Origin of the sequence: Micromonospora sp. NPDC048170 (assembly GCF_040652795.1) — a bacterium.
Taxonomy (GTDB): domain Bacteria; phylum Actinomycetota; class Actinomycetes; order Mycobacteriales; family Micromonosporaceae; genus Micromonospora.
Map to the genome: position 1 here is coordinate 125,977 of NZ_JBEZMR010000006.1, position 25,784 is coordinate 151,760.

The window sequence follows — 25,784 nt, forward strand, 5'->3', positions numbered from 1 at the left end:
GCTACTCGCTCCAGTCGGGCGCTGCCGCGACGGCGGGAGCCAACGCGGTCGGAGTGGGGAAGTCGAGGATGTCGAGCAGATCGACGTCCTTCGCCAGATCCGTCCGGATGAGCGCCCGGATACGCACCGCCGTCAGCGACGTGCCACCGAAGTCCACGAAGTCGCTCTCCGCACCGAGCGCGTCGTTCTTCAGCGCCGTCCGCCAGATGGTGACCAGTTGCGCGGTGACATCGCCAGACATGCGTTTCCCTCTATCCCTTGCTCATCGTGCCAGTGGCACGGCGACGCTGGTGAGCCGCAGCAGTTCGGCACCTCGGGCGAGTTTCGCCTCGAGGCTGCCGCGACCGAGTATCAGCCGCTGCGCGCCGGCCTCGATCGCGAGCCGCACCGGTTCGTAGACGACCACGTTGAAGTACGAGTACGTGCCGGCGGTCTGCTCGTAGTCGCAGCCCCAGCACCGGACCCGCCACACCTTGTCCTGCCGCCAGATGACCGTGAACGCGACCGGGTCGCTCTGGTGTGGATCGTCGTCGCCGAACACCGCCAGGCAGATCGCCTGATCGCCCAGCGTGCGCGCGATGCTGAGCAGGTAGTTCCCGTAGTCCTCGACGGAGCCGGCCACCCCGTACTTGAGTTCCACGTTCCGCAGCAGCGGCGCCAGCTGGCTGTGCCGTTCCGAAAGGTCGACCTCGACGACGCGTAACCCCGCCGCCTGGAACCGCCGCTGCTCCTTGCGGATCATCTCCCGGCGACTCGACGACTGCGCCGCCAGGTAGCCCGCGAAGGAGTCGACCGACACCGGGACGAACGCCTCGTTGCTCTCCACCAGCACCGGGTCGTCCGCCGCGACCAGCGGCATCACCGCCGCCAGCAGGTCGTCGTCCAACAGCGGGAAACACGCGAAATCCAGCTGCGCGGACTGTTCCAGCACCAGCTTCCAGCCGGCTTCCAGCAGAGTTGCCCGGACCGGACCCGCCTCGGCGGCGGGGCTCACCGAGACCATCGCCGGTGCCCGGCCGAGCGAACCGAGGTAGCAGCCGGTCCGCCAGCCCCGGGTCGCCTCCGACCCGTCGAGCACCAGCCGGGGATGCGGCGTCACGGTGTACGGCGAGCTGACCGGATAGACCGTGAGAAGGCCCAGTGGACCCGGCTGCCCGGACCCGAGGACGACGTACCTCGCGGCCTGGCCGATATCCGCCAGGGCCCGGTCCACCCGTATCATTTCGAGCCGGTCGACTTCACTGACCAGCGCCGGCCCCACGTCACGCAGAACCGCAACCAAATCGGTGCTGACCGTTACGGAACCATCATCAGGCTGCGACATTGTGAGAAATGCTAGGGGCCTGACCTTGGCACTGTCAATGAAGTCGTCGGAATCGGCGTGCATTATCGACGCCCCATTCCCGGTGTGACCGGTCCGGTGCGTTCGGTCAGCTGGCGCAGCCCTCGCTGACGCCGGCGAGTGTGCTGCCGCGCGGCTGTCCCGCCTGTGGCGCGCAGCTCGCCGACAACGGATTCGCCGCGCCGGTAATTGATGGGAGCGGCCACCGGAGTAGTGCTCTCGGCGTTTCGAAGAATGGCGGACACCCGCGTGGGAGCGGAGCCGTGACACCCCACGTCCGCTGCGGTGTTGACGTCGGCAGGGTCAGACCTGTGGCGACTGCGTCCCCGCACTCAACTTCCGAACTCCAGAGTGCCGTTGGCGCGGCCCTTCGCGACCACGCGATTGATCGAAACGGTGGCCAGAGCGAACCAGCCGATGCCGACGAGCACCTCCACCGCGAGCTTCGGCCACACCTCGGACCAGGTGCCACCGGCGAGAACGGTGCGGATGGCCTGTAGACCGTTGGTCAACGGGAAAAGATGGAGAACCGGCTGCATCCAGGAGGGCCAGAAGGAGAGCGGAACGTTCACGCCGCAGAACGCCATGATGGGTAGGTAGCCGAGATTCAGCACGATCACCTGAAGGCTGCGGTAGCGCACGGCGAAACCGGCCAGGAAACAGCCGTAGCAGTAGCAGCTGAGCGCGACGAGAAGGATTATCGCCATCGCGGGCAACGCCTCCGGCCACGGCAGCGGTACGCCCAGCAGCGGCGGCAGGACGAGCCAGCCGATGACGGAGCTGGCGATGCCGCTGGCGAGCCAGTGCAGACCGCGCCCGAGGTACACGGGCACGTGGCTGGTCGGGGCCATCGCGAGCAGGGGCAAGGTGCCCAGGCGGCGCTCACCGGCCATCGTCAGTACGACGATCATCGACTCCAGGCAACACAGCGCGACGATGTTGCCCACCAGCACGAACTGCATGGTCACGTCGTCGGCGACGAACTTTCCGATCAACGCGAAGAACGTCACCTGTGTCAGCAGCCGGGCCACCCAGCCGAACAGCCAGGTGCGCCACGTGTGCACCGTCCGCATCTCCGCGATCGAGAACAGCACCGACTGGTGCCCGAGGCGGAGCCAGCCGGTGCCCCAGGAGGAAGAACGGAGAGAAGAGGGACTGCTCATGAGTGGCCCACTTGTGCGGTCTCGCGGCTCTGGTCGATGATCCGGTTGATCAGCAGGAACCCGGCGACCAGCGCTGCCGCGCCGAGACCGACGGTGACGGCGACCCAGGCCGGCCACGAGTCCGGCAGGTCCCCGCTCATCGAGCCGCGCAGCAGGTCGGCGCTCCACGACAGGAAGACGACCCGGCTGATCGGCTCCAGCCAGCCCGGCAGGAGCGCGACCGGCACCAGGACTCCGCCGAGAATGTAGAACGGGTAGGTGAGCGCGTTCTGGAACACGTGCAGCGCCCGAGACTTGATGAACACGGCGGCGAGCAGGGTGGCGGTGCCGGCCATCGCGAAGCAGGTGGCCAGGATGGCCACGACGAACACGCCGGGTCGTTCGAGTGGTACGTCGACCCCGAATCCGACGACCGCCACCAACCACGATTCGAAGAAGGTCAGCGCACCGGCCAGGATGACGACTCCGATCCGCCCGAACACCACGAGACTCACCGGGGTGAGCGAGGCGACCAGCAGTTCCATCCGCCCACCCCAGCGCTCCTCTTCGATGATCGAAGCGGCCAGGTCCAGCGACATCAGCCAGAGCCCGATCAAGCCCGGCGCGAGTACGCCGTTCACCAGCGTTCCCGACCGCTCGCCGCTGACGACGAGCGACAGGAAGATGACGCTGAACAGCGGCGAGGTCAGCAGGATCATCAGGTGGCCCGGACTGCGCCGGGTGATGGCGAGCTGTAACCGGAAGGCCGCGGCGATGACGCGTACCGCGTTCACACCGACATCGCTCTCGTACCGATCAGCCGCAGGTACACGTCCTCGAGCGTGGGCTCGCTCCGGCGCGCCGAGAGCACACCCCGCTCGACCAGCCACACCAGCAGTTGTGCCACATCCGCGGGCTCCCTCAGCAGCGCCCGGTGGCCGCCGTCACGTGGCTCGACACTCTCCACGAACGCCAACTCCGGCACCTGGGCCAGCACCGCCGGGTCGTCACAGGTGAAGTCGACGCATTCGCGGGTGTCCAGGTACCGGCCGATGTGCCTGGTCGGTTCGTCGAGGACGAGCCGGCCGCGGTCGATGAGGGTGACCCGGTCACAGAGGGCCTCGGCCTCGGCCATGTCGTGCGTGGTGAGAAAAACGGTGCACCCTTCCTGCCGCAATTCCCGTACGAGTACGCGGAAATCGCGGGCGGCGACCGGATCCATCCCCGTCGTCGGCTCGTCGAGAAACAGGATCCGGGGCCCGTGTATCAGCCCACGAGCGAGGTGCAGGCGCTGTTTCATGCCCCGGGAAAAGGTCTCCACCGGTTCATCCGCGCGGTCGGCGAGCCCCATTCGTTCGAGCAGTTCGGCGCAGCGGTTCTGGGCGGTACGGCGGTCCAGCCGGTACAGCGCCGCCCAGAAGGCGAGATTCTGCCGCGCACTGATGCGGGGATACAGACCCCGCTCGCCACCGAAAACGACACCGACGTTCTCCCGGACCGCCCGCGAAGCAGTGACCAGGTCCTTTCCGAGCACCCTCGCGGTGCCGGAGGTGGGCAGGAGCACGGTGGACAGAATCTTGACCAGCGTGGTCTTGCCTGCTCCGTTCGGCCCCAGCAGGCCGAGGATCTCACTGTCGTCGACAGTCAGGGTGACGCCACCGAGGGCTACGGTCTCCTCGGCCTTGCGTCGTGTCCGATACGTGCGGACCAGTTCGCGAATTTCGACAACCGCTGGCATACAGATTCCTTTGTCGCGGTGCTGGCCGGCCCGGCGCTCGTGACGCGGACGTCCGCCACACCCGGCCGCTGGCCGGTTGGCCTGGCCAATATAGACGTCGTCCAGGGCGGTTGGGAAGTCACCGACGGTGTCCTCCCGACTTCCGTATCGGGGGTTACCCAGTGCAATTCCTGCGATACTGAAACCGCTGTGGGTGGGCCAGGGGGGCGGGGCGGGTGGGCATTCCAATGTGAGACACGCTGAGGGTCGGCGCCGGCATTGAGATCGTGCTCGTAGTCGACTTCGGCGGCCGACACCGGCCGCGAGACCTCCGGGTCCGGGGATCTGGTCCCGCTTCTTCCCGGCCGTTACATGGTCCAGTGACCGTCGACACGTTCCCATTCGGTTACGTAGCGTGACCTGGTGATCGGCGGCAGCGGCGCCAAGCTCGTCGTCACCCGGCCAGAATGGCAGGATCGGTTGAGTCACCTTGCGGCCCGGGAGCGGTACGAGCCGGCTCCGGGTTTTCCCTGAGGTACGATGGCGGGCGCGAGGCGTTGATGGGGACGAGTACCGCCGAACGCAGCCCAGAGCGAACCGGGGACGGTGTGAGCCCGGTGGTGTGCCCGACGGGAAGATCACCCCGGAGCCGTCGGAGGAAAGGCCACCGGCCGACTAGAACCGACTGCGCCACAGATGAGAGGGCCGTGCCGGTCACGGTCAAGGAGGGTGGTACCGCGGGACGATGTCTCGTCCCTCCGTGGGAAGCGCCATGACGCCCGACGGAGGAATTCATGTACCGCCCGGTACCTGCTCAGGTCGACCTGCCCGCCCTGGACCATGAGGTCCTGCACTTCTGGCACGCCAACAGCGTCTTCGCCCGCAGCCTGGAACAGTCGCGGGGGCGCCCGGAGTGGGTCTTCTACGAGGGGCCACCCACCGCGAACGGGATGCCCGGCGCCCACCACATCGAGGCGCGGGTGTTCAAGGACGTGTTCCCCCGCTACCGCACGATGAAGGGCTTCCACGTCGCCCGGAAGGCGGGATGGGACTGCCACGGCCTGCCCGTCGAGTTGGCCGTGGAGAAGGAACTCGGCCTGACCGGCAAGCAGGACATCGAGGCGTACGGCATCGCCGAGTTCAACGCCCGCTGCCGGGAGTCGGTGACCCGGCACACAGACGCGTTCGCTGAGCTGACCGAGCGCATGGGCTACTGGGTCGACATGGACGACGCCTACCGGACGATGGACCCGGAATACATCGAGTCCGTCTGGTGGTCGCTCAAGCAGATCTTCGACAAGGGTCTGCTGGTGGAGGACTTCCGGGTCGCGCCCTGGTGCCCACGCGACCAGACCACCCTGTCCGACCATGAGCTGGCCCAGGGCTACGAGATCGACGTCGACCCGTCGGTCTACGTCCGGTTCCCGCTCACCTCGGGCCCGCTTGCCGGACGGGCCGCGCTGCTGGTCTGGACGACCACGCCGTGGACGCTGGTGTCGAACACCGCCGTCGCGGTCAACCCCGACGTCACCTACGTGGTCGCCACCGGAGACGGGGAGGAGGTCGTGATCGCCGAGCCGCTGGTCGACTCCGTGCTCGGGGGCGGGTGGACGCTGACCGGCGAGTCGTTCAGCGGAAAAGAACTGGAGCGGTGGACCTATCGGCCGCCGTTCGACCTGGTCGAGGTGCCCGGAGCGCACATCGTCATCCTCGCCTCGTACGTCACCACGGACAGCGGCACCGGCCTGGTGCACCAGTCGCCGGCATTCGGTGCCGACGACCTGGCCAGCTGCCGCGCGTACGGGCTGCCGATGGTCAACCCGGTGCGCCGCGACGGCACCTTCATGCCGGAGTTGCCGCTGGTCGGTGGCCTGTTCTTCCGGGACGCCAACACCCCGCTGGTCCGTGACCTGGAGGCCCGCGGTCTGCTGTTCCGGCACGTGGACTACGAGCACAGCTACCCGCACTGCTGGCGCTGTCACACCGCACTGATCTACTACGCGCAGCCGTCCTGGTACGTGCGGACCACCGCCGTGCGGGACGAGATGCTGCGCGAGAACCAGCGCACCTCCTGGCAGCCGGAGAGCGTCAAGAACGGCCGGTACGGCGACTGGCTGCGCAACAACGTGGACTGGGCGCTCTCCCGGCAGCGGTACTGGGGCACGCCGCTGCCCATCTGGCGGTGCCCGGAGGGCCACCTGACCTGCATCGGTTCCCTCGCGGAGCTGAGTGAGAAGACCGGCGAGGACCTCTCCGGCCTGGACCCGCACCGCCCGTTCCTCGACGAGGTGACGTTCCCCTGCCACTGCGGCGCCACGGCGACGCGGGTGCCCGACGTGATCGACGCCTGGTACGACTCCGGGGCGATGCCGTTCGCCCAGTTCGGCTACCCGTACCGGAACGTGGACCTGTTCGAGAAGCGGTTCCCGGCGCAGTTCATCTCCGAGGCGATCGACCAGACCCGGGGCTGGTTCTACACCCTGATGGCGGTCAGCACGCTGGTCTTCGGGCGTTCCTCCTACGAGAACGTGGTCTGTCTGGGCCACATCCTCGCCGAGGACGGCCGCAAGATGTCGAAGCACCTCGGCAACATCCTCGAGCCGATCCCGTTGCTGGACACACACGGCGCCGACGCGGTGCGCTGGTTCATGGCGGCCGTCGGCTCCCCCTGGTCGGCGCGTCGCGTCGGTCACGCCGCCCTGCAGGAGGTGGTCCGCAAGGTCCTCCTGACGTATTGGAACACCGTCGCCTTCCAGGCGCTGTACGGGCGTACCGCCGGCTGGTCGCCGTCGGCGTCGGACCCGGCGCCGGCCGACCGCCCCGTGCTGGACCGCTGGGTGCTCTCCGAGCTGCACACACTGGTACGCAAGGTGGACGCGGCGATGGCGTCGTTCGACACCCACGAGAGCGGCAAGCTGCTCGCCGCGTTCGTCGACGACCTCTCCAACTGGTACGTGCGGCGTAGCCGGCGGCGCTTCTGGCGGGGCGACCCCGCAGCGCTCGCCACCCTGCACGAGGCGCTGTCGACGGTGACGCTGCTGCTGGCCCCGATCGTTCCGTTCATCACCGAGCGGGTCTGGCAGGACATCGTGGTGGCGGTCGATCCTACGGCGGTGCAGTCGGTGCACCTGGCCGAGTACCCGAAGAGCGACGAATCCCTGATCGACCCGGCGCTGTCCGTGCAGATGGCCCTGGTCCGCCGGCTGGTCGAGCTGGGCCGGGCGGCCCGCGCCGACTCGGGTGCCCGGGTACGCCAGCCGTTGTCCCGCGCGTTGGCGTCCGCAGCCGGCTTCGAGCAGCTCCCTGCCGAACTGCTCGCGGAGATCGCAGCGGAACTGAACGTCCACTCGGTGGTCCCGATCAGCGCTGCCGGGTCGTCTCTGGTGCACACCACCGCCAAGGCGAACTTCCGGACCCTCGGCCGCCGCTTCGGCAAGAACGTGCAGCAGGTGGCCAAGGCGATCGCAGCGGCCGACGCGGCAACGCTCCGCGACTCACTGCGGGAGTCCGGCGCGGCCAGCATCGAGGTGAACGGCGAGCCGGTGACGCTCGGTCCGGACGAGGTGATCATCACCGAGACGCCCAGAGAGGGCTGGGCCGTGGCCGCCGAGTCCGGCGCCACCGTGGCGCTGGACCTGCACCTGACCCCTGAGCTGCGGCGGGCAGGGCTGGCGCGCGACGCGATCCGGCAGATCCAGGAGGCGCGCAAGGCCAGCTCCCTCGACGTCGTCGACCGAATCGAGTTGCGGTACGTCACGTCTCGGGAGGACACCGCGTTGGCTCTGACCGAGCACCGCGACCTCGTCGCCGACGAGGTGCTTGCCACCCGCTACACGGCCGACGAGCCGGCGTGGCCCGACGCTCAGGCATTCACCGACGAATCGCTCGGCCTGACCTTCTGGATCCGCAAGGCGTAGCGCGCCGGGCCCGGTCGGTAGCGGCGCCGGCAGGCTCCGTACGGAGTCACGCACCTGGCGGCGGGGCTCCGGCCTGCGGAAACGTGCCCTGATGTCGGCGTCAGGTCGGCGAACCGCACCGCCACCGCCGGGCGTCCACCCGCTATCCGGCAGCCACCGCCGGTCATGGTCGGTCCACACGACCGACCATGACCGGCGGTGGCTGCCCTCGTTCGGAGCTGTCTCGCCAACGGCGGGGTGTCGTCGCCGGTCGGGTGGCGTCGATGGACCGCTGACAGGGACCCGGCCGCCCCGTCGGGGGCAGGTCTCTTCGCGACAGCCAGAGCCCTCACTCATATCCCATGGCCGGGATGATCTCGCCGAGTGATTCTTCGACGAACTCGCGGGTTTCGTCGTCGAACCGGTCGTTGCGGTTCGTCAGTCTGTGCGACTGAAACGTCGAAGGGGTGGCGAAGTCGTCGACGTCGAGCCGTTCGAACAGGGCACGGCGCTGCCCGGGCCAGTCGGCTGCGAGATCTTCTGCTTTCACCTCGATGTATCGCCTGCCCGTCAGGTCGAGCGTGTTCTTCGAGGTGAGCCATCGGTGGTAGACCGGCTTGAGGTAGGCGAGCGCGCCATCGACGGTGGGCGGTGCCCACGGCTGGGCCAGGTGGGATGCGAGCACCGAGACCGGGTGACGCTTGATGTGCACGATGGTCGCTTCGGGGACCAGTTCCCAGAGGAACTCCATGCACAGCAGGTTGAACGGTGTCTTCTCGCACCAGGTCGACTTGCCCGCGTCGGCGGCTGCTCCGCCGAACATGGTGTCGATCAGACCCCGCAAGATTCCGAGCAGTTCGCCCCGGTCGCTGAAATACCTGGGAAGTACCCGCCGGCGGCTCAGCGGCGCGAACGGCCCGGCAGGCCGGTCGGCGTTCCCGAAGCCTTCCGCGGGCGCAGGCTCGTCGTATGTGTACGCGATCAACTGCGGCCAGAGCTGTTGCACCGCGTCCCGATAGCGCCGCTCGCCGACCAGCTCGGGAACGGTCTTGCCGCGATCGTCGCGCCGACCGGGCACTCGTACGGTGAGAAAGTCGCTCAGCCGGTGCAGGGCGTCCTCACCGACGGTGGGGTCGTATCGACCGGTGAGTGCGTCGGTCAGATCCCGTAGGCCACCCGGGTCGACGAGGAACCTGGTCTCCATGGGAATCCGATGGATCAGCGGATGCTCGCCGATGATGTCGGCGATCCGCGACGTTCCCGAACGACCCGTACCCGCAACGAAGATCGGTGAGGGGAGAGGCATGGCGGGCAGTCAAACTCCCAGCCCGGCGCCTGTGCAAGCCATTTGTCCCCGTCATCCGCTGCGACGGGCCGGACCCGCGCAAGGTCGGCAAGGGCGAGCGGCCCCAGATGGCCAAACACGAAGCGAAGCGCTGCGAGGATGACCCCGGCGCTTCGGCGAACATGGGGCTCCTACGGATCGTTCGCTGCGGATCCGCCGTCTCGCGGCATGTGCGCGCACTCGGTCAAGAAGTCACGCCGGGGTTGGGCCGGCGGCGGTCCTGGCGAAGCGGCGGGCCAGGTGGCCGAAGGCGTCGACAAGCTCGGCGGGGCCGACTACCTCGATCTCGGTGTCGAACCGGGCGATGGCGGCGGCGAGGCTGGGCCAGGACCAGGAACCGAGCGTGAGCCGGCAGCGGTCCGGGCCGAACTCCTCGATGATCCCGTCGTGCGTGTAGAGGGCCACGGTGGCGGCTGGCAGGTCGAGGATCGCGGTGCCCTGGCAGGGCCAGTCGATGCTGCCGTCGTCAGCGCCGCGGAACCTGTTGACGACGAAGGTGGTCACGTCGCCGCCGGGCAGTTCCCTGGGCTTGAAGCGGGGTCCGTTGGGGATGCGCAGGGTGATCCGGTCGGCGCGGAAGGTGCGCCAGTCCGCCCGGTCGAGGTCCCACGCGACGAGGTACCAGCGTCCGTCCCAGGTGACGACGTGGTGCGGCTCGACGCGGCGCGGGGGCTCGTCCGCGATCTCGGAGCCGTAGTCGAAGCGGAGGATCTCGTGGGCCTGCACGGCGGAGCTGATCGCCAGGAGCACGTCGCCGTCGATCGAAACGGTCGGTCGGGTGGTGGGCCGTTCGACGGCGGTGATCTGGAGGGCGTTGATGCGGTGCCGGAGCCGGGACGGCATGACCTGCCGGATGGTGGTCAACGCCCGTGCTGCTGCTTCGCCGGTGCCGTCGCCCGGTGTGGTGGCGGCGATCTGCAGCGCGATGGTGAGGGCGACGGCCTGCTCGTCGTCGAACAGCAGGGGCGGTAGTTCCGTGCCGGCGCTGAGCCGGTAGCCACCGTCGGGACCCTTGACGGCGACGATGGGGTAGCCGAGCTCGCGCAGCCGGTCGATGTCGCGGCGTACAGTCCGCAGGCTGATGTCGAGCCGCTCGGCCAGCAGCGTGCCCGGCCAGTCGCGGCGCGTCTGCAGCAGCGACAACAGGGCCAGCAGGCGGCCGGACGTTTTCGGCATGCGTTGAACCTATCCGCAGTAGGTGCCACAACCTGTCACCTACGCCGTCGAACCTTGGTGATGACGCCGGCCGGACAACGCGCCCGGAAACAACTCTCACCAGGAGTCTCGATGAGCATCACCACCACCGCCCACCTCAACTTCCGGGGCAACGCCCGAGAGGCGCTGGAGTTCTACCAGTCGGTGTTCGGCGGCGAGATGACGGTCATCGCGTACGGCGACTTCGGGATGCCGAAGGAACTGCCCGACGCCGGCAACGTCGTCTGGGGCCAGGTCGCGAACGACGACGGCTTCCGCGTCATGGCCTACGACGTGCCCAGCCAGGCCGGAGCCGGCATCACGCCGGCGCCCTCCACGCGGCGTGAGAACGGTATGACGCTGACCGGCGAACCGTTCTTCCTGTCCGTCCGCGGCGAGACCGTCGAAGAGGTCGGCGCGCTGTGGGAGAAACTGGCCGACGGCGCCACCGTCGTCGAGGCGTACGGCCCGGCGCAGTGGTCGCCGGCGTTCGGGATACTGACCGACCGCTTCGGCATCACCTGGATCCTCGACGTCGCCGCCCAGCACACCAACGCCTGATCCTCGCCCGCTGGCACCGGGACGAGGCGGCACACCGCCCGGCCGCCTCGTCCCGGTGCCAGACGATGTCCACCGGCTGCGCGATCGGTCGCTGGTCGGCGGTGTCTGTGGGTCTCACCTGCTGGGAGCGACCTGCAAGGGGGCGAGGTCAATCTGCTGGCGGCGCGGGCACCTACCACAGGGCGCTGACTGGCATGGCGCGGAGTCTGTCGCCGAACGGCAGCGTGGAGGTTCCGGTGTAGAGGACGATGCCGACGATGAAATCGTCGCCCAGGCGATCGGCGAGCCGCGCCAGCTCGCGCTACGCATCATGGCTGGTGAGGTCGACACCGCGTACTTCGCGGTGCCCGTTTTCATCATGCTCTTCGGCTCGACGTGTGGACGGGCCTTTCCCCTGAGCGGCGGCCGGTGGTCACGCTGCCCGCGCCCATCGACCGCCGGCCCCCGCCCGCGCTGTGCACGGCCGGGCGCTGGCCGGAGCTGTCGCCCGCCTTCGGGGAAAGGCCCGCCACGGTTACCTCAGGGTGAAGGCGCGGACGGTGGTCTGCTTGATGGTGTTGCCTGCCTCGTCCCAGGCCTCGACCTTCAGGGTGACGGCGCCCTTGGCGGCCCCGTAGCGGGCCTTCGCCGTGTAGGTGCCGTCCCGGTCACGCTTGACGTCGACGGGGGTGTAGGTGGCGCCGTCGTCAGTGCTGGCCCAGAGCTTCAGGCCGGCGATGTCGGGCATCTTGGAAGCGGACGGGGAGTGATAGGGGGAGACGGTGAAGGTGTGCGTGCGGCCCGCACGCACGCTGTTGGCGGCGTCCAGGGTGTCGCCCAGGTCGTAGCTGACGAACACGACCGGGGCCGGCTTGCAGGGCTTGGCGGTGCCGTACAGCACTTCGAGGGAGCAGAACGATCCGGGCAGGGGGTCGGCCGCCACCGGGGTGGTGAAGGTCCACTCGGTGTCGTGCTGGGCGTTCTTGGCGGTCAGCCGGTAGCTGCCCGGGCCTTCCGGCAGGGTGAAGAGCGGGAGGACGTCGGTACCGAAGGCCGGGGTGCGCGGGATCTCCTTGCCGTCCCGGAAAAGGCCGACGTCGATGCCTGGCTCGAAGGGGTTGGCCCAGTAGTCGGAATTGTACTGCCTTGTGCCAGACGAGCCGTTGCTGAGCTCGAACTCCGCCCACAGGCTGTCGCCCTGGACACAGATCATGCACCGGAAGCTCCAGCCGAGGTTCGTGCCCGGCTTGGCGAGCTTGTAGAGGCTGTCCGGGCCGGTCGCGGCGCCGGGCGTGAAGGGGGCGGTCAGCCACGACTGCCGGGTGCGGATCGGCTTGTCGAACACCTCCAGGGCCCACTGCGGTCGCGCATCGGAGGAGCGCAGCGGATCGGGTATCTCCCACATGCCGTGCGAGCTGACGACCTCGGGGTCGAGCGGTCCGACCCAGTCACGCCGTTCCGGCAGGGTGAGCCTGGGTGTGCCCCACTCCGAGGGCTGCGACGCCAGCGGGAGGAGGTCGTCGGTCTTCCACGCGTACCGCCAGTCGCTGTAGCGCTGCGGTGCGACGGTGTGGATGTCCATGTCGATCCGGGCCAGGTCCCGCTCGCTGAAGGTGTAGTGCAGCGAGCGGGGCACGCGGCCCTCTTCGTACGGGGCGAAGGTGTAGGTGTAGGGCGACTCCTCGGTGCCGGTCACCCGGATGGTGAGCCGCTCCCCGCCGCTGAGCCGCTCGCGCAGGTCGAGCGCCTCGCGGGAAGGCAGAGACACGTTGGGGATGCCGACCGGCTTAGGGGGGCCGGTGAACGGCTTCTGCGCGAGGCCGAGCGGGATCGCGCAGTTGCTCCCCGGCTTCGGGAAGTGCGCGATCGCGGCCGCGCCCGCGTCGCGGATCTGGCCGATCCGCTCGATTTGGGCTCCGCAGACTTCGCCGAACAGGCCCGCTGCCATCGGCGCCTCCATGAGGACGAGCTTGCCGCGTAGGTCACGGCCAGCGATGTCCTCGGGCCTGCCCTCGCCGACATCGACGACGTCCAGATCACGGGTGCCGGTGAACGGCCGGAAGTCAGGGAAGGTGTCCTGCTGTAGGTGATTCCCGTAGACGTCGAAGCCGTGCATCGGGGCCGCCGGGTGCAGGGCAGGTGCGCGCGGCTTGCGCACGCTCATGGCGACCTCGCTCCGGCCGAGGGTGAAGCGGGTGTGGAAGCGGAACCCGCCCTTGGTGACCGTCTTCGTGGGCAGGGCCCACAGCCGGGCCCACGAGCCGATCGGCGTGTTCGTCGAGATGGCACCCATGTAGGAGGTGCCGTTGGACACGGTCCGCTGGTAGGCCATGGTGGGGGAGTTGTTCAGCGGTTCAGCCGGCTGCGGGGTGGTGAAGCGCACCTCGGACAGCTTCCGGGCGTCGAGCGTGATCTCCGTGTCGCCGGTGACGGTGATCTCGGGCTGGAACAGGAAGGCCAGGTTGTGCCGGTCGTCGCCGTCGACCCAGAGCAGCCCCTGCGTCACGCTGACGACGCCCTGCGGAACGCGGGTGACCGTGGTCCCGACTTCGCTCAGCAGGGTGCCGCCGATGACGCCCTTGCCGCCGGACACGTCGATGGTGTCCTGGCCCCAGGGGCTGTACGGCTTGCCGTCCCGGCCCAGGGTGTGGATGGTGAGCGTGGCCTTGGGCGCCTCGCGCACCGCACCGGCGGGGGTGCGCAGCTGGACGCCGTCGGCGGCCGCGGTCACCACGCCCGTGTAGGTGTCCAGAGCCAGGCCCTTGGAGTCGAGGCTGACGGTGGTCGTCGCGGTCGCCGAGGCGGGCACGGTCAGCGTCGCGTCGGCCACGCTGAGCGCGCCCTCCACCACGCTCCCGTCCGATTTGCGCAGGCCAGGGGTGAGGGTCAGGGTGACCGGCTGCCCGCTCAGGTTGGTGTAGGTCAGGTCCCGGCTCGTGGGCCCGCTCTCCTCCGTGAGGGCACCGAAGTCGAGCCCCGTGGTGGTGGCGAAGACCTTCTGGGTGTACGCCCTGGCCACGTCGACCCGGCCCGCGCCCTGCTTGTACACGCTGATGTCGTTGTCCTTGGACGTCGACATCAGCGCGGCCTTGATCTGCTGGCCGGTCCAGTCCGGGTGCTGCTGCGCCAGGATCGCCGCAGCTCCCGCGACATGTGGCGTGGCCATCGAGGTACCGCTGGCTGCTGTGTAGTGCTCGTCGAACGGGGTGCCCATCATGGTGCCCCCGGCACGCGCGGCGGTGATCGCCACGCCAGGGCCGGCGATGTCGGGCTTGAGCCCGCCGTCACCGAAGCGCGGCCCCTGGCTGGAGAAACTCGCCCACTTGTCCTCCTTGTCGACCGCGGCCACGGTCAGCGCGGCGTCGGCCGCACCGGGGGAGGAGACCGTCTCGGCGCCGGCGGCGCCGGAGTTGCCTGCGGCGATCACGAACAACGCGCCGCTGGAGGCGCTCAGCGCGTTGACCGCCTGGCTCGCGGGGTCGGTGCCGTCGGTGGGGCTGCTGCCCAGGCTCATGCTCACCACCTTGGCGCCGTTGGCGACGGCCCACTCCATGCCCTCGATGGCACCCGAGTCGGTGCCGGAGCCGGAGTTGTCGAGCACCTTGCCGATGATCAGCTGGGCACCCGGGGCGACGCCCTTGTACCTGCCGTTCGCCGCCGCGCCCGATCCGGCGACGGTGGAGGCCACATGGGTGCCGTGCCCGTGCCCGTCCTTGACGTCCTCGCCGGGCATGAAGGACTTGCTGGCGACGATTTTGCCGGCCAGATCGGGGTGGGTGGCGTCGATGCCGGTGTCCAGGACGGCAACCTTCACGCTGGTGCCGTCGTGCCCGCCGGCCCACGCCTGCGGCGCGCCGATCATCGGCACGCTGACGTCCAGGTCGGCCTTGACCTTGCGGTCCAGCCAGACCTTGGCGATGTCGCCGCGCAGCATGTCCGGCGTGTTGGCCAGCCCGGCCAAGCCGCTCGCGTCCTTCTTCTCAGGTACGGCCCGCACCGCCTGCCAGAACGTGCCCGCCTCAGCCTTGGTGACCTTGACCGCGGCGGCGTTCACGCTCTCCAGGGTGAGGGCGGGCTCGCTGGCCGGGATCGCCTGGGCCGCGGCGGCGACGGACGCGTCGCTGCGCTGCGCGGGGTATTGCACGATGACCGGCAATTGCTTGGTCTTGTCGTCGGTGTAGCCGTTCTCGGCCAGGTAGGTGACGTTGAACAGTTCCCGGTCCAGACGGCCCGCCTGGATGGCCGGCATGGCGTCACTGGGGGTGACGTAGACCCCCTTCGGGCTGGCCAGCGTGGACAGCAGCGCCCGGGTGCCGTCGGGGCGGGGCGTGGCCTCGGCCTTCACGGCGTACTTGCCGCCGCCGGCCTCGACGAGGCTGACGACGTCGCCGGTGACCAGGGTGATCCTCTTGGAGCCCGGGCTCAGCCCGGCCAGGGGAATCGGACCGGGCGTGGAGGGCTGGGGGGCTGGGGCGGCCAGCGCGGGAGGTGCGCCCGGCGCGACCAGGGTGCTGAGCACCAGGATCGAGGCCGCCAGGAGCGATGGGCCGCGGGATCTGCGTGGAGACATGCGGAACTAGCCCTTCGGGTGTGGGGGATGGGGGGTGTCAGACCGGCTCGAAGCCGTCCGGGGGCTCTTCCGGAGCCTCCTCGGGGGTGGGGGCCGGCTCTGCGTCGTCCGGGTTCGGGTCACCCAGGTCGTCGGATTCGGGCATACCGCAAGCCTCGCCGTCGCGGGTACGCCGGGACTATGGGGCAGATCCCCCATTCAGCGCGCCCGAGCCCCCGAGCGCGGCGCGGGAGCGCAGCCCCAGCTTGCGCAGCACGGCGCTCAGATGCTTCTCCACCGTCTTGGGGGACAGGAACAGCTCCTTGCCGATCTCCCGGTTGGTCAGCCCGACGGCTGCCAGCTCGGCCACCTCGCGTTCCCGGGGCGACAGCGCGGGACCGTAACCGTTCGGGCCGCCCGGGTGGCGTCCCTTCACCGCCACGCCGTGCCTGCGCGCTGCCTGCGCCGCGCGGTCCAGATCCCACCGGGCGCCGAGCTCCAGGTAGGCCGCGTGCGCCGCGCGCAGGCCCTCGCCGGCGTCCGGGTCCCCGGCCCGGAACAGCGCCTCGGCCGCCTGCTCGCGCGCCTGCGCCGCCTCGTACGGCGCGCCCAGCCGGTCATAGGCGTCGGCCGCCGCGGCGAACCCCTGGGCGTCGCCGCTCAGGTGGGCACGCGCGTGCGTCAGGGCGGCGGCGGCCAGCGGGGCGTCCAGCCCGTCCAGCGTCACCGAGAGCCGGGCGACCAGGGCGACGGCCTCGTCATGCCCGCCGGTCCCGGCCATCGCGGCGGCCAGCGCGGGCAGCACGCGTACGGACAGCGGCCACAACCCCTTGGTGTCCCACACCTCGATCGCTGCCCGGGCCTCGCCCGGATCCGCCGACAGCCGCAGCAACGCGGTCACCGACAGCGGCAGCAGCTCGTATCCACCCAGCGTGATGGTGCGCCGTACAACGACGGGCAGGTCGCGCCTGGCGGTGTCCAGGTCGCCCCGCGCCAGGGCCAGGCAGGCCGCGACCGTCTCGGCGGTGATGCGGTCGGACGGCCGCCCGTCGTACTCCTCCAGCAGCTCCGCCACCTGGTCGTCCAGCCCCTCCCACCGGCCCCGGCCGTAGGCCAGCAGCAGGCCGACGAGGCGGCACCTGGCCAGCGGCTCGCCGTCCTCGGCGGCGCCCAGCGTGGCGGCCGCCAGCAGCCGGTCGGCGATCTCGAAGTGCCCGGCGCAGCAGGCGTTCTCCGCGATGGACCGGTAGGCGTTGACCTCTTGGCGATGCCGGGGCCGGTCGCCGGTCCGCTGCCGGATGTCGCCGGCCAGCTCCGCCCAGCGCGAGTCGCCGATGCAGATCAGCGACATCGCGACCTTCCCTAGCACGAAGACTTCGGCGACCGGGTCGCCGATGGCGGGCACGGTCTCCAGCGCGCGGTCCAGCCAGCGGGCGTGCTCGGCCACGGACACGGTGGGATCCATCGGCCGGCCGAGCGCCGCCATCACCCAGGCCGCGAGGTCCGGACGCTCGCCGAGGTCCTCGACCGCGGCCGCGAGGGCGTGGCGCTGCACGGCGGGGTCGCCGCCGAGCCGTTCGTGCAACATGCTGATCAGGAAGTGCAGCTGCCCCCGCTTCAGGCCGGGGCCGGCCGACTCCAGGGCATCGGAGAGCAGGTCGACCACGGCCGGAGGCCGCAGCACCTGGGCCGCCGCCCAGCCCAGGCGTACGGCCAGCTCTCCTCGCCGCTCCGGCTCCAGAGGCGCGCTGCGCAGCACGTCCTCCAGGATCCGCACCGCCTCCGCGTCGTCGCCGAGAGCCGACGCCTGCTCAGCGGCCCGCTCGGCGATCCCCGCCCACTCCGCCAGCAGCCCGGCGCGGCGCAGGTGGTGCGCCAACTGCCCCAGCGGCACCGGATCCACCGCGCGCACCGCGGCCGACGCGCGTTCGTGCAGCTCCTGCCGCCGGCCCAGCGGGATCCCGCCGTACACCGCCTGAGCGGCCAGCACGTGCCGGAAGACCACCAGCCCGTCCCGCTCGGTCAGCAAACCGGACATCAGCAGCTCGTCCAGCCCGGCCACCGACTCCGCCTGGGCGAGGCCGGCCACCTCCCTCAGCGCCGGTACGGCCACCGGCACCTGCAACACCGCCGCCGCCTCGGCCACCCCGCGCGCCGCCTCGGGCAGCCTGGCCACCCGCTCACGCACCGAGTCGCGCACCCCGCGCGGCACGTCCAGCTCCTCCAGCGCCCGACGCGCCCACCGGCCGCCGCGCAGCCGGATCAGCGCGCCGCGTGAGCGCAGCAGCGCCAGCAGTTCCTGTACGGCCAGCGGCAGCCCCGACGACAGCGTGTACAGATGGGCGCCGAACTCGGTGGTGACCCCCTCCTCCTCCAGGATGGCGGCCGCCAGCACGCGGGTCTGCTCGGAGTCGAGTGGCTCCAGCACGAGGTGCTCGCGCACGACGGCGTCGGCCGGCCGTCCCGTCATCTCCCTGATGCCGGCCGTGGCCTCCTCGCCCCGGTAGGTGACCACGACCGACACCGTGGCCGGCGCTACGGCTAGCAGGTAGGCCAGGAACTCGATCGTCTGGTCGTCGGCCCAGTGCAGGTCCTCCACGACCAGCACCGCCGGCCCGAGCGCGCCCAGCACGTCGGCCAGGCCGCGGAACAGCCGGTGCCGCTCGGCCGCACGGTCGTCCAGGGGCTCCAGCAGAGGCGGCAGCACCGCCGCCAACTCAGGCAGCAACCCGCGCAGCGCGCCCGCGACCGGCGACAGCTCGGCCATCGCGAGTGCCGCGCCGGTGCCGCGCAGTGCTTCCACGACCGGGCCAAGTGGGAACGGCTCGCGGATGCGCCGGCACGCGCCGGTGAGCAGCAGCCGGCCGGCCAGTTCCGGATGCGCGGCCATCTCCGCGACGAGTCGGCTCTTGCCGATGCCCGCCTCGCCCTCCACCACGACGACGGCGGGCGGGCGGGTCACCGTGGACACCAGACGTCGTAACTCCTTCTGGCGTCCCACCAGAACCGTGCCGACCAGCGTCATCGTGCCGCCTCCGCTCGCCTCTGCGATCATTCAAACAGGTCCTCGCATCGACGCCCGCGGCGATGAGCTCGGTAGCCGAGTATTGCCGCAGCGCGCGTAGCGCCGAGTAGCTACCACGGGGCCGAAGTGCTGCGTGGCGGTGTCGGGCACCAGCGGCGTACGCCCATCGGCCTCGGTGGCGAACACGTGAGCGCCGGCTGACAGCTCGGAGCCGAGTAACTGAGCCGAGGTAGAACAGGGCGGGAACCGGGCCGGCCGCGTGCAGCTGTTGTGGTCGAGGTAGCGGATCGCTTCGACGATCTCGCGGCGGGAGTGGGACACAACGGAACTGCCGATGCCGCGCCGCCGACGGGCGCATTCGTGTTGGCTGTCGACGTACTCGTGCGGGGTCAGTGAGCAGGCCCTGGCCGACCGGTTGACCGACGCGGTGGAGCCGGGGACGCTGAACCTGGCCGACCGGGGGTTCTTCTCGGTGGCACGGTGGGTGATCTACCGGCAATGGTGGCCGACGCGAAGCTTGTCAGGACGGGTCCGGGAGGACACGCGGGGGCGACTCTGCAATCCAGCGCGGCCGACCTGAGCCCCGAGATCGACACTTCGGAAAAGTCACTTCCCGGACCCGCCACACCCCAGCCTAGAACAACTCTCGCCGTCGCCTCTTGACACAGAGGGGTGCCGACGTCGACCAGTCCCACCTCCACCGTGAGGTCAAGGCGTTCACCGGGCTTACGCCCATGGCCATGGCTGTCGCGCCGTGGCTCGCGATTGACGACGTTGCGTGGCCGGCTTCATCGCCAACCCGGAGCCCTGTGACAGGTAGCGACCGCATCTCCGACCTTCGCTGAACAGCCAGAAGCGGATGCCCCCGGAAGAAACGCAAAGTCCGTGCTGGCCGGTCGTCCTCCGAGGGCGTCGATGCCCTCGTCGGGAGGCTTGCGCGGCGGTCCACCGTGGCCCGTCTGAACACCTGACGTGCTTTGCCGGAGCGGGTCCAGCGCGGCCCGCGGTTGATTCGGGCGCTGAGTGTCGTGCGGGACTCACCCCGAACGCTGACCCTGCGTCGGCGTCTTGAGCTGAGCCGGCGAGCCAAGCTTGCGGAGGGTTGCCGCCGAGCCGCGCTACTGCCGGCCAGCGGGTCCTGGGCCCGGGGGAGCGCACATCATGATCTTCGATGATGTGCACGGTGCGTGCTCTCCAGCGGATGCCAACCCGGGTGAACCGGCGCCAACGCGGGTCACCGTGGCCGACCGCCGGCCGCATACCGGGGTTCGTGTGCTCCGGGTGTGGCCCTGGGCTGGGAGAACGGGGGTGCGGATGACGTGGGTGGACGTGGGCCACTCCCTGCCACCCCAGGTGAACCCCCAGGTCGCTAGACTAGGCCCTCGCGCCCTCGTAGCTCAGGGGATAGAGCATCGGTTTCCTAACCCGACGCTCCGCCGGCGTCCACAGGCCGACGACCTGCGGCTTTCCTACCGTCCCCCGTTGCGTGCCGGTCGCTTCGCGGGCACGCTGCGCTCGCTTGCTGAAGACCAGCTGGAACGTCGTGGGTCCTGCGTGTACAGGCTTACGCTGCCGCGAGTCAGGAGTCGGGTCATCGTTCCTCGTCGTCGAGCAGTTCGCGGCGCCATTCGGCAAATCGGTTACGGAGATTGTCCAGCGCTGGGCCGGTGACGCCGTACTGGGCGAAGTCGTCGGGATCGAGGTGGGTGGCTTGTCCCAGAGCGTCGGCGAAGATGCGCGGGTCGAAGCCACGGTCGGCGCGCTGCGCGAGGGCGAGGAGGGCGTCGCGGGTGTAGCGGCCGGATCGGAGGGTGGCGTCGATGTCGATTAAGTCCCGGGCGAACGCTCGCCCGTAGAGGGCGCTCATCTTGTTCGCGACCGCGTCGTCGGGGTGGAGTACCGGTCCGATCGCCATGAGGATCGGTTCGTTGGCGCGCCAGTCCACGCCGAGTTCGACCTTGGAAACCCGCACACCGTCGGTGACGGCCAGCCGCGCGAACGTGTCGTACTGCCGCTCGGTCTCGACGGTGAGGCCGTCGTCTCGGTAGGCGTGCACGACGGCGGTGACCGCGGCGGTGAACTCGTCGCGGCGGTCCCAGGCGGTGAACAGGTCGACGTCCTCGCTGGGCCGCTCGAGAAGCCCGGCGGCCTGAACCGCGTAACCGCCGGCCAGAGCGAAGCCGTATCGATCGGCGGCCGCCAGCCCGGTACGGGCGAGGCGTTCGTGGAAGGGGTCCACCGCTACGCCGCGCTGCTGCGGATCGCGGCGAGTTCGGGGAAGGTTTCCTCCCAGCGCTGGCGGAGCTGGGGTGGCAGCCAGAGGGTGGGCCAGAGCCGCCGGAGGAGGTCAGCGTCGAGCCAGGTGTGCAGATCCTCGACGGTACTGGCCTCGGTGAGCACCACCTTGTACATGCTGGCCAGGCGTGCGGCCCGGCTCAGGTCGTACTCGGCGTGCCCGGACCAGTCGAGGTGACGCGGGAGTGTCACCGTGCCGCCGGTCGGGCCGTGCAGCGCGGCGAGGGTTTCGGCCACGACATAGGGCTTGCGGTCGCCGTAGGGCCGGTAGTCCGCCGGCGGCTGGGGTGCCGTCCTGCGCCGGCTGATGTTGGTCGCCCGTCGGACTTCAGGTCGGAGCGCCTGACGGATGGTCTCCCGGCTGTATCCGGTGACCCGCTGCAGATCCACCGGCCGCCAGCCGGCCGCGTGAAACGCCCGCAGTTGCTCGTCCCGCTCGGTCAACGCCTGAGCCCGGGTCGCCTCGTACCGGGAGACAACCGCCTGCAGCTCATCCTCGGAGAACCGACCCATGCCGGTCAGCCTACTACGCTAGGCCAAGCGCGCTTGGCTTTGGGTCGTATCTCGGTGCCTGGCGGACCAGCCATGGTGATCGCGAGCGGATGCACTCATGTTTTGGTGAAGCCGAGGGCCCGGTATCCGGGCATGCGGCGTGGGAGTGAGGCGGCGAGGATGGGGGTGGCCGGGTCGTGGTAGTCGTGGACCTCGGCGAGGTCCTTGCTGGGCGCCGCGCGGATGACGCGACCGGCGCATTGGACGAGTAGGCCGTCGTAGGAGATCGGGCCGGCGAGGAAAAGGGTGTCGAGGGCGGGGGCGTCGAAGCCCTCACCGATGAACGGTGTGGTGCCGATGACGAGCAGGCCGTCGCCGGCCTTGGCGCCGTCGAGCCGGTCAACGATGGCCCGCCGTTCGCGGCTGCTCATCGCGCCTTGGAGCACGAGCGGCAGGTGTCCGCGTGCGGCGAGCAGAGCGGTGAGAGCCTCGACCTGGGCGACCCGTCGGGTCAGCACGAGACAGTTTCGCCCGCGGGTCAGGGCTACGGCGACATCGTCGGCGATCTGGGTGTTGCGGGGCTCGTCGAGGGCCAGTCGCCGGTGCACCTCGGCGAGCGAGCCGGGGGCGTCAAGGTCGATGTCGCCGGGCTGGAAGGTGGTCTCGTGGATGAACAGGGCTCGTCGGGGTCCGGCGTCGGCGTGCATCGCCGCCGCGAGGGTGCCTTGTTCCTCGTCGGTCAGGGTGTGGCGGATGGGTCCGAGTTGCCAGGTGACGAGTTGGCCGAGGCCGTCGCGTCGGGTGGGGGTGGCGGTGAGGCCGAGCCAGAACTGCGCGGCGATCCGTTTGACCGAGTGCTCGTACGCGGCGGCGCCGAGGTGGTGGCATTCGTCGACGATGACGTGCCCGTACCCCTGGGTCAGGGCGGCGACGTCGTCACGTCGGGCGAGGGAGGGCAGCAGCGCGATGTCCACCGTGCCGGTGAGCTTGCGTCGGCCGCCGCCGAGTTGACCGGGCTTGATGCCGAGGAACTGCTCGATACGGGTGCGCCACTGGTCGGCGAGGGCTTTGCGGTCGACGAGGACGAGGCTGGAGGTGTTGCGTTCGGCGATCACGGCACAGGCCATGACGGTCTTGCCGGAGCCGGGTGGGGCTACCAGGATCCCGTCGTCGTGGGCGAGAAGCGCGCCGACCGCGTTGGCCTGCTTGCCGGTGAGTTCGGCGGTGAACGCGGCGTCGATCTCGGTCCCGGAGTTTCGTACGTCCGTGACAGCCAATCGCGATCCGGCGCGCTCGACGATCGTGGCGATGGTGTGCCGCAGGCCCCGCGGGAGAACCAGGTGATCATCGAGGGTGAGGTCGTAGCCCTGGATGAAGCGTGGGGTGTCCCAGGTGGACTTGCGGAGTCGCTGCAGTTCGTAGAACTTCGGGTTGACCATGGCGGCGGCGTGCTTGAACGTCGCCAGTGCGGCAGGGGTGAGCTGTCCGGCGTCGATGCTCAGCCCGGCGCCGGCCTCAGCGTGGACCACCGGAGGTAGCGGAGGGTGGACCTGGGTCGCGGCGGATCGGCTCATCGTGGCGACGTCGGCACCGGTGACGGTGTGCTTGGCGTGGCGCGCGACGTGTTCGGCGTCGCCGGGGCTGAGCCGGTCCAGCGTCGACAGGAACGCCCACTGGTCGGCGTACGGCTCGAGTGTGCCGAGGTCGAGGAACGTGGTCAGTCCGTCCTTGCGGCGGCGGCCGTGTAGCGGTGCGGCGATGAGGTTGCCGAAGCCACCCTCGGGCAGCACGTCCTGGTTAGGGAACAGCCGGTCGTACGACCGCAGATCCATCGACCCGCGCAGCACCATCGCCTCACGCAGCAGGACCGTGCCCACGGCCCGCGCGGTAGCCGCAGACACGGCGGCGGTGAAGAAGACCCACACGTGGGCGCCGCGACCCGACTGGGAGATCTCCAACGCGGCGGGCACCGCGCTGGCCCGTGCCGCCTTCACGTAGGCGAGGGCGTCGAGCATCGCCGTCGGCCCGTCGAAGTCGGCCACCACGAAGTGGCAGGTGTTGCCGGGCATCAGCGGGTACAGGCCCATGAACACGTCGCCGACCAGATGCGCCGCGACGACCTCCGTCGTGCGTGGCAGGTAGTTGGCACCGCGCCGGTCCATACCCTTACGCCAGCCTCCGGCGACTGCGGGCATCCAGCCGGCAGCGCCGGTACGGGCGTTCTCCCACCGCACGGCGTACACGTCGACCCGGGCCCGGAACCGGTCGGCGAACAACGCCAACTTGTCCCGAGTCGGCGAAGCCATGGTGACCAGCCCCGGCGGCTCAACCGGCGCGGACAACTGCTCCGGCGCCGCAGTCGTGTCCTGACCGCGCAACTCCAGCAGACGTCCCAGCCGGGCGTTCTCCGCCCGTAACCGCTCCACCTCCCGCCGAAGATCGACGAACTCGGCCACCGAACCCATGCCGACCATCCTCGCGCATCAGGCTTCGAACACCCCGGCACCGGTCCGCTATCCTCCGCCGATGGCATCGAAGGGCAACGCCGCGCTGGAGACGATGATCGAGGAAGCCACCGTCGACACGGACGGTCACGAGGACGAGCGTGCCGGCCTGTTCGCCAGGATCGAGGAGCATCTGGCGGTGCCGTTCACCACCACCGTCCTCGGCGTCGAGGTCACCGTAGGCAAGATCGAGCTGGCAGCGGACAGCATCGTCGCGGTCTGCGCCCGACGCCGCCACCGGCAACGGGTCGGCCTTCTCGACCTGCCGCTACCCACCCCTATGCCGGACGGTGCCGCGTGGATCGACGCCTACCGGCACTGGGCCGGAAGGTAGGCCACGATGAGCGAGTACCAGTACTACGAATTCACCGCCGTCGACCGACCCCTCACCGGCCGCGAGCGGGCCGAACTGCGCTCGCTGTCCACCCGGGCCGACATCACTGCCACCAGCTTCGTCAACACCTACGAGTGGGGCAACTTCAAGGGCAACCCGCGCACGCTGATGGAACGGTACTTCGACGCGCACCTGTACCTGGCGAACTGGGGCACCCGCCAGGTCATGCTCCGGCTACCGAAACATGTACTCGACCCCGCCACCGTCGCCCGGTACTGCCAGGGCGACAGCGCGTCCGCGTGGACCGCCGGCAAGTACGTCATCATCGACCTCCACGACGAGGACGAGGACGGCAGTTACGAGTGGGACCTCGACGGCCACGGTCTGCTCGCCTCGATCATCCCGGTCCGAGCCGGCCTCGCCGCCGGCGACCTGCGCCTGCTGTACCTGACCTGGCTGCGCTGCGTACAGTCCGAGGAGATCGCCGACGACGAGCCCGAACCGCCCGTACCGGCCGGACTGGGCACCCTCGATGCGGCTCTCACCGCGGTCGCCGAGTTCCTGCGCATCGACCGCGACCTGATCGCGGCGGCGGCGGCCGGATCGGCGCCGGCCGCCTCCGGTGAACCGACCGCTGCGCAACTACGTACCTGGGTCGTCGGGCTGCCCGCCCGGGACAAGGACGCCATCCTGACCGACCTGGTCACCGGCGACGACAGCCACCTACGCAGCCAACTGCTGCGCCGCTACCGCGACGCGCACCCCACCGACGCGTCCACCCCGACGGCCGCCCGCACCGCCGGGGAACTGCTCGCCACCGCCGCGGACCTGCGCGCCGAAATGGAGCGACGGGACGCCGAGCAGCGTGAACGCGACCGGGTTCGCCGCGAACGGTCCGCCGCAGCAGCCCGGCAACGGCACCTCGACACCCTCGCGGTCGACCAACCCGCCGCATGGCAGCGGGTCGACGAACTCATCGCCACGAAGAAACCCCGCGAGTACGACAGCGCAGTGCAACTCCTCGTCGACCTGCGCGATCTCGCCGAAGGCAACGGAGACAGCGGGCTGTTCCAACAGCGGCTGGCCGAGCTGCGGGCGGCGCACGCCCGCAAGCCCAGCCTGCTCGAACGCCTCAACCTCGCAGGCCTCGACACCTGAAGCACGGCTCGCCGCCCGGTGACCATCACCGAGGCGCACAAGATCGTGGACCTTCGGCGTCCGCGGCGCGACGCCTCGGAAGCCAACGCCGTCGCAGCAGACTTCAGGAGTCCGTCTGGGACCCGCAACCGGACATCGAACCACGTCGTTTGCTCAGTTGGACCCGGAGGGTCGGGTGACTGTCTGGGTGTGTGCTGCCGATGTCATGGCCAGCTAGGAGTAGGACGCCCCGGCCCTCGCTGACGACCGCT

Annotated in this window: 16 protein-coding genes; 4 read left to right on the forward strand and 12 right to left on the reverse strand. The window is 70.0% G+C overall.

Features of this window, described 5'->3' with window-relative positions; all coding sequences use genetic code 11:
- Window position 1: 1 nt before the first annotated feature.
- The 5 genes from AB0D32_RS12370 to AB0D32_RS12390 all read right to left on the reverse strand — a co-directional run bounded on the left by AB0D32_RS12370 (window position 2) and on the right by AB0D32_RS12390 (window position 4,222).
- Window positions 2-241, reverse strand: a complete 240-nt coding sequence (locus tag AB0D32_RS12370; protein ID WP_357088397.1) for an acyl carrier protein — start codon at window positions 239-241, stop codon at window positions 2-4.
- A 21-nt stretch (window positions 242-262) separates the two neighbouring features.
- Window positions 263-1,213, reverse strand: a complete 951-nt coding sequence (locus AB0D32_RS12375; RefSeq protein ID WP_357088399.1) for a GNAT family N-acetyltransferase — start codon at window positions 1,211-1,213, stop codon at window positions 263-265.
- Between the two features lie 461 nt (window positions 1,214-1,674).
- Window positions 1,675-2,505 carry an ABC transporter permease gene (locus AB0D32_RS12380; RefSeq protein ID WP_357088402.1) on the reverse strand — a complete coding sequence of 277 codons (831 nt, stop codon included), beginning with the start codon at window positions 2,503-2,505 and terminating at the stop codon, window positions 1,675-1,677.
- Window positions 2,502-3,278 (reverse strand): ABC transporter permease, encoded by a 777-nt coding sequence (locus AB0D32_RS12385; protein WP_357088404.1) that lies wholly within the window; start codon window positions 3,276-3,278, stop codon window positions 2,502-2,504. The genes AB0D32_RS12380 and AB0D32_RS12385 overlap by 4 nt, the downstream gene beginning before the upstream one ends.
- Complete coding sequence (locus AB0D32_RS12390; protein ID WP_357088407.1) at window positions 3,275-4,222, reverse strand: ABC transporter ATP-binding protein; 948 nt, start codon at window positions 4,220-4,222, stop codon at window positions 3,275-3,277. Before AB0D32_RS12390 ends, AB0D32_RS12385 begins: the two co-directional genes overlap by 4 nt.
- Before the next feature lie 773 nt (window positions 4,223-4,995).
- On the opposite strand from AB0D32_RS12390, the gene ileS reads away from it, so the two are divergent.
- Entirely contained in the window at window positions 4,996-8,118 is a 3,123-nt protein-coding gene (ileS, locus tag AB0D32_RS12395; RefSeq protein WP_357088411.1) for an isoleucine--tRNA ligase, read from the forward strand.
- 328 nt (window positions 8,119-8,446) lie between these two features.
- Here ileS and AB0D32_RS12400 read toward each other — a convergent pair whose 3' ends face one another.
- A complete protein-coding gene (locus AB0D32_RS12400) occupies window positions 8,447-9,175 on the reverse strand; it encodes a sulfotransferase (RefSeq protein ID WP_357088414.1) in 729 nt (242 codons plus the stop codon).
- Window positions 9,176-9,634: 459 nt separating this feature from the next.
- Window positions 9,635-10,618: a transcriptional regulator gene (locus AB0D32_RS12405; protein ID WP_357088416.1), complete on the reverse strand. Its 984-nt coding sequence runs from the start codon at window positions 10,616-10,618 to the stop codon at window positions 9,635-9,637.
- Window positions 10,619-10,729: 111 nt separating this feature from the next.
- Here AB0D32_RS12405 and AB0D32_RS12410 point away from each other — a divergent pair, with 111 nt between their 5' ends.
- Complete coding sequence (locus AB0D32_RS12410; protein ID WP_357088418.1) at window positions 10,730-11,197, forward strand: VOC family protein; 468 nt, start codon at window positions 10,730-10,732, stop codon at window positions 11,195-11,197.
- Window positions 11,198-11,711: 514 nt separating this feature from the next.
- Here AB0D32_RS12410 and AB0D32_RS12415 read toward each other — a convergent pair.
- The 5 genes from AB0D32_RS12415 to AB0D32_RS12435 form a co-directional block, all read right to left on the reverse strand.
- Window positions 11,712-15,746, reverse strand: coding sequence for a S8 family serine peptidase (locus AB0D32_RS12415; protein ID WP_357088420.1), 4,035 nt, complete (start codon window positions 15,744-15,746; stop codon window positions 11,712-11,714).
- A gap of 178 nt (window positions 15,747-15,924) precedes the next feature.
- Window positions 15,925-18,780, reverse strand: a complete 2,856-nt coding sequence (locus tag AB0D32_RS12420; RefSeq protein WP_357088422.1) for an AAA family ATPase — start codon at window positions 18,778-18,780, stop codon at window positions 15,925-15,927.
- Window positions 18,781-20,341: 1,561 nt separating this feature from the next.
- Window positions 20,342-20,989 carry a nucleotidyl transferase AbiEii/AbiGii toxin family protein gene (locus tag AB0D32_RS12425; protein WP_357088424.1) on the reverse strand — a complete coding sequence of 216 codons (648 nt, stop codon included), beginning with the start codon at window positions 20,987-20,989 and terminating at the stop codon, window positions 20,342-20,344.
- Between the two features lie 2 nt (window positions 20,990-20,991).
- On the reverse strand, window positions 20,992-21,558 hold the full coding sequence (locus AB0D32_RS12430) for a hypothetical protein (protein WP_357088427.1): 567 nt from the start codon (window positions 21,556-21,558) through the stop codon (window positions 20,992-20,994).
- A 95-nt stretch (window positions 21,559-21,653) separates the two neighbouring features.
- Complete coding sequence (locus tag AB0D32_RS12435) at window positions 21,654-24,002, reverse strand: DEAD/DEAH box helicase family protein (RefSeq protein ID WP_357088429.1); 2,349 nt, start codon at window positions 24,000-24,002, stop codon at window positions 21,654-21,656.
- A gap of 61 nt (window positions 24,003-24,063) precedes the next feature.
- Between AB0D32_RS12435 and AB0D32_RS12440 the strand changes: the two genes are divergently transcribed.
- Both AB0D32_RS12440 and AB0D32_RS12445 read left to right on the forward strand, forming a co-directional pair.
- The gene (locus AB0D32_RS12440) at window positions 24,064-24,375 is read left to right on the forward strand and encodes a hypothetical protein (RefSeq protein ID WP_357088433.1); all 312 of its coding nucleotides are present in this window, start codon (window positions 24,064-24,066) and stop codon (window positions 24,373-24,375) included.
- Window positions 24,376-24,381: 6 nt separating this feature from the next.
- Entirely contained in the window at window positions 24,382-25,533 is a 1,152-nt protein-coding gene (locus AB0D32_RS12445) for a hypothetical protein (protein ID WP_357088437.1), read from the forward strand.
- Window positions 25,534-25,784: the final 251 nt, after the last annotated feature.

Coding starts and splice junctions, on each gene's coding strand:
- AB0D32_RS12370 (WP_357088397.1), bottom strand. CDS start 241: ATGTCTGGCGATGTCACCGCGCAACTGGTCACCATCTGGCGGACGGCG.
- AB0D32_RS12380 (WP_357088402.1), bottom strand. CDS start 2,505: ATGAGCAGTCCCTCTTCTCTCCGTTCTTCCTCCTGGGGCACCGGCTGG.
- AB0D32_RS12390 (WP_357088407.1), bottom strand. CDS start 4,222: ATGCCAGCGGTTGTCGAAATTCGCGAACTGGTCCGCACGTATCGGACA.
- ileS (WP_357088411.1), top strand. CDS start 4,996: ATGTACCGCCCGGTACCTGCTCAGGTCGACCTGCCCGCCCTGGACCAT.
- AB0D32_RS12405 (WP_357088416.1), bottom strand. CDS start 10,618: ATGCCGAAAACGTCCGGCCGCCTGCTGGCCCTGTTGTCGCTGCTGCAG.
- AB0D32_RS12410 (WP_357088418.1), top strand. CDS start 10,730: ATGAGCATCACCACCACCGCCCACCTCAACTTCCGGGGCAACGCCCGA.
- AB0D32_RS12415 (WP_357088420.1), bottom strand. CDS start 15,746: ATGTCTCCACGCAGATCCCGCGGCCCATCGCTCCTGGCGGCCTCGATC.
- AB0D32_RS12420 (WP_357088422.1), bottom strand. CDS start 18,780: ATGATCGCAGAGGCGAGCGGAGGCGGCACGATGACGCTGGTCGGCACG.
- AB0D32_RS12430 (WP_357088427.1), bottom strand. CDS start 21,558: ATGGGTCGGTTCTCCGAGGATGAGCTGCAGGCGGTTGTCTCCCGGTAC.
- AB0D32_RS12435 (WP_357088429.1), bottom strand. CDS start 24,002: ATGGGTTCGGTGGCCGAGTTCGTCGATCTTCGGCGGGAGGTGGAGCGG.
- AB0D32_RS12440 (WP_357088433.1), top strand. CDS start 24,064: ATGGCATCGAAGGGCAACGCCGCGCTGGAGACGATGATCGAGGAAGCC.
- AB0D32_RS12445 (WP_357088437.1), top strand. CDS start 24,382: ATGAGCGAGTACCAGTACTACGAATTCACCGCCGTCGACCGACCCCTC.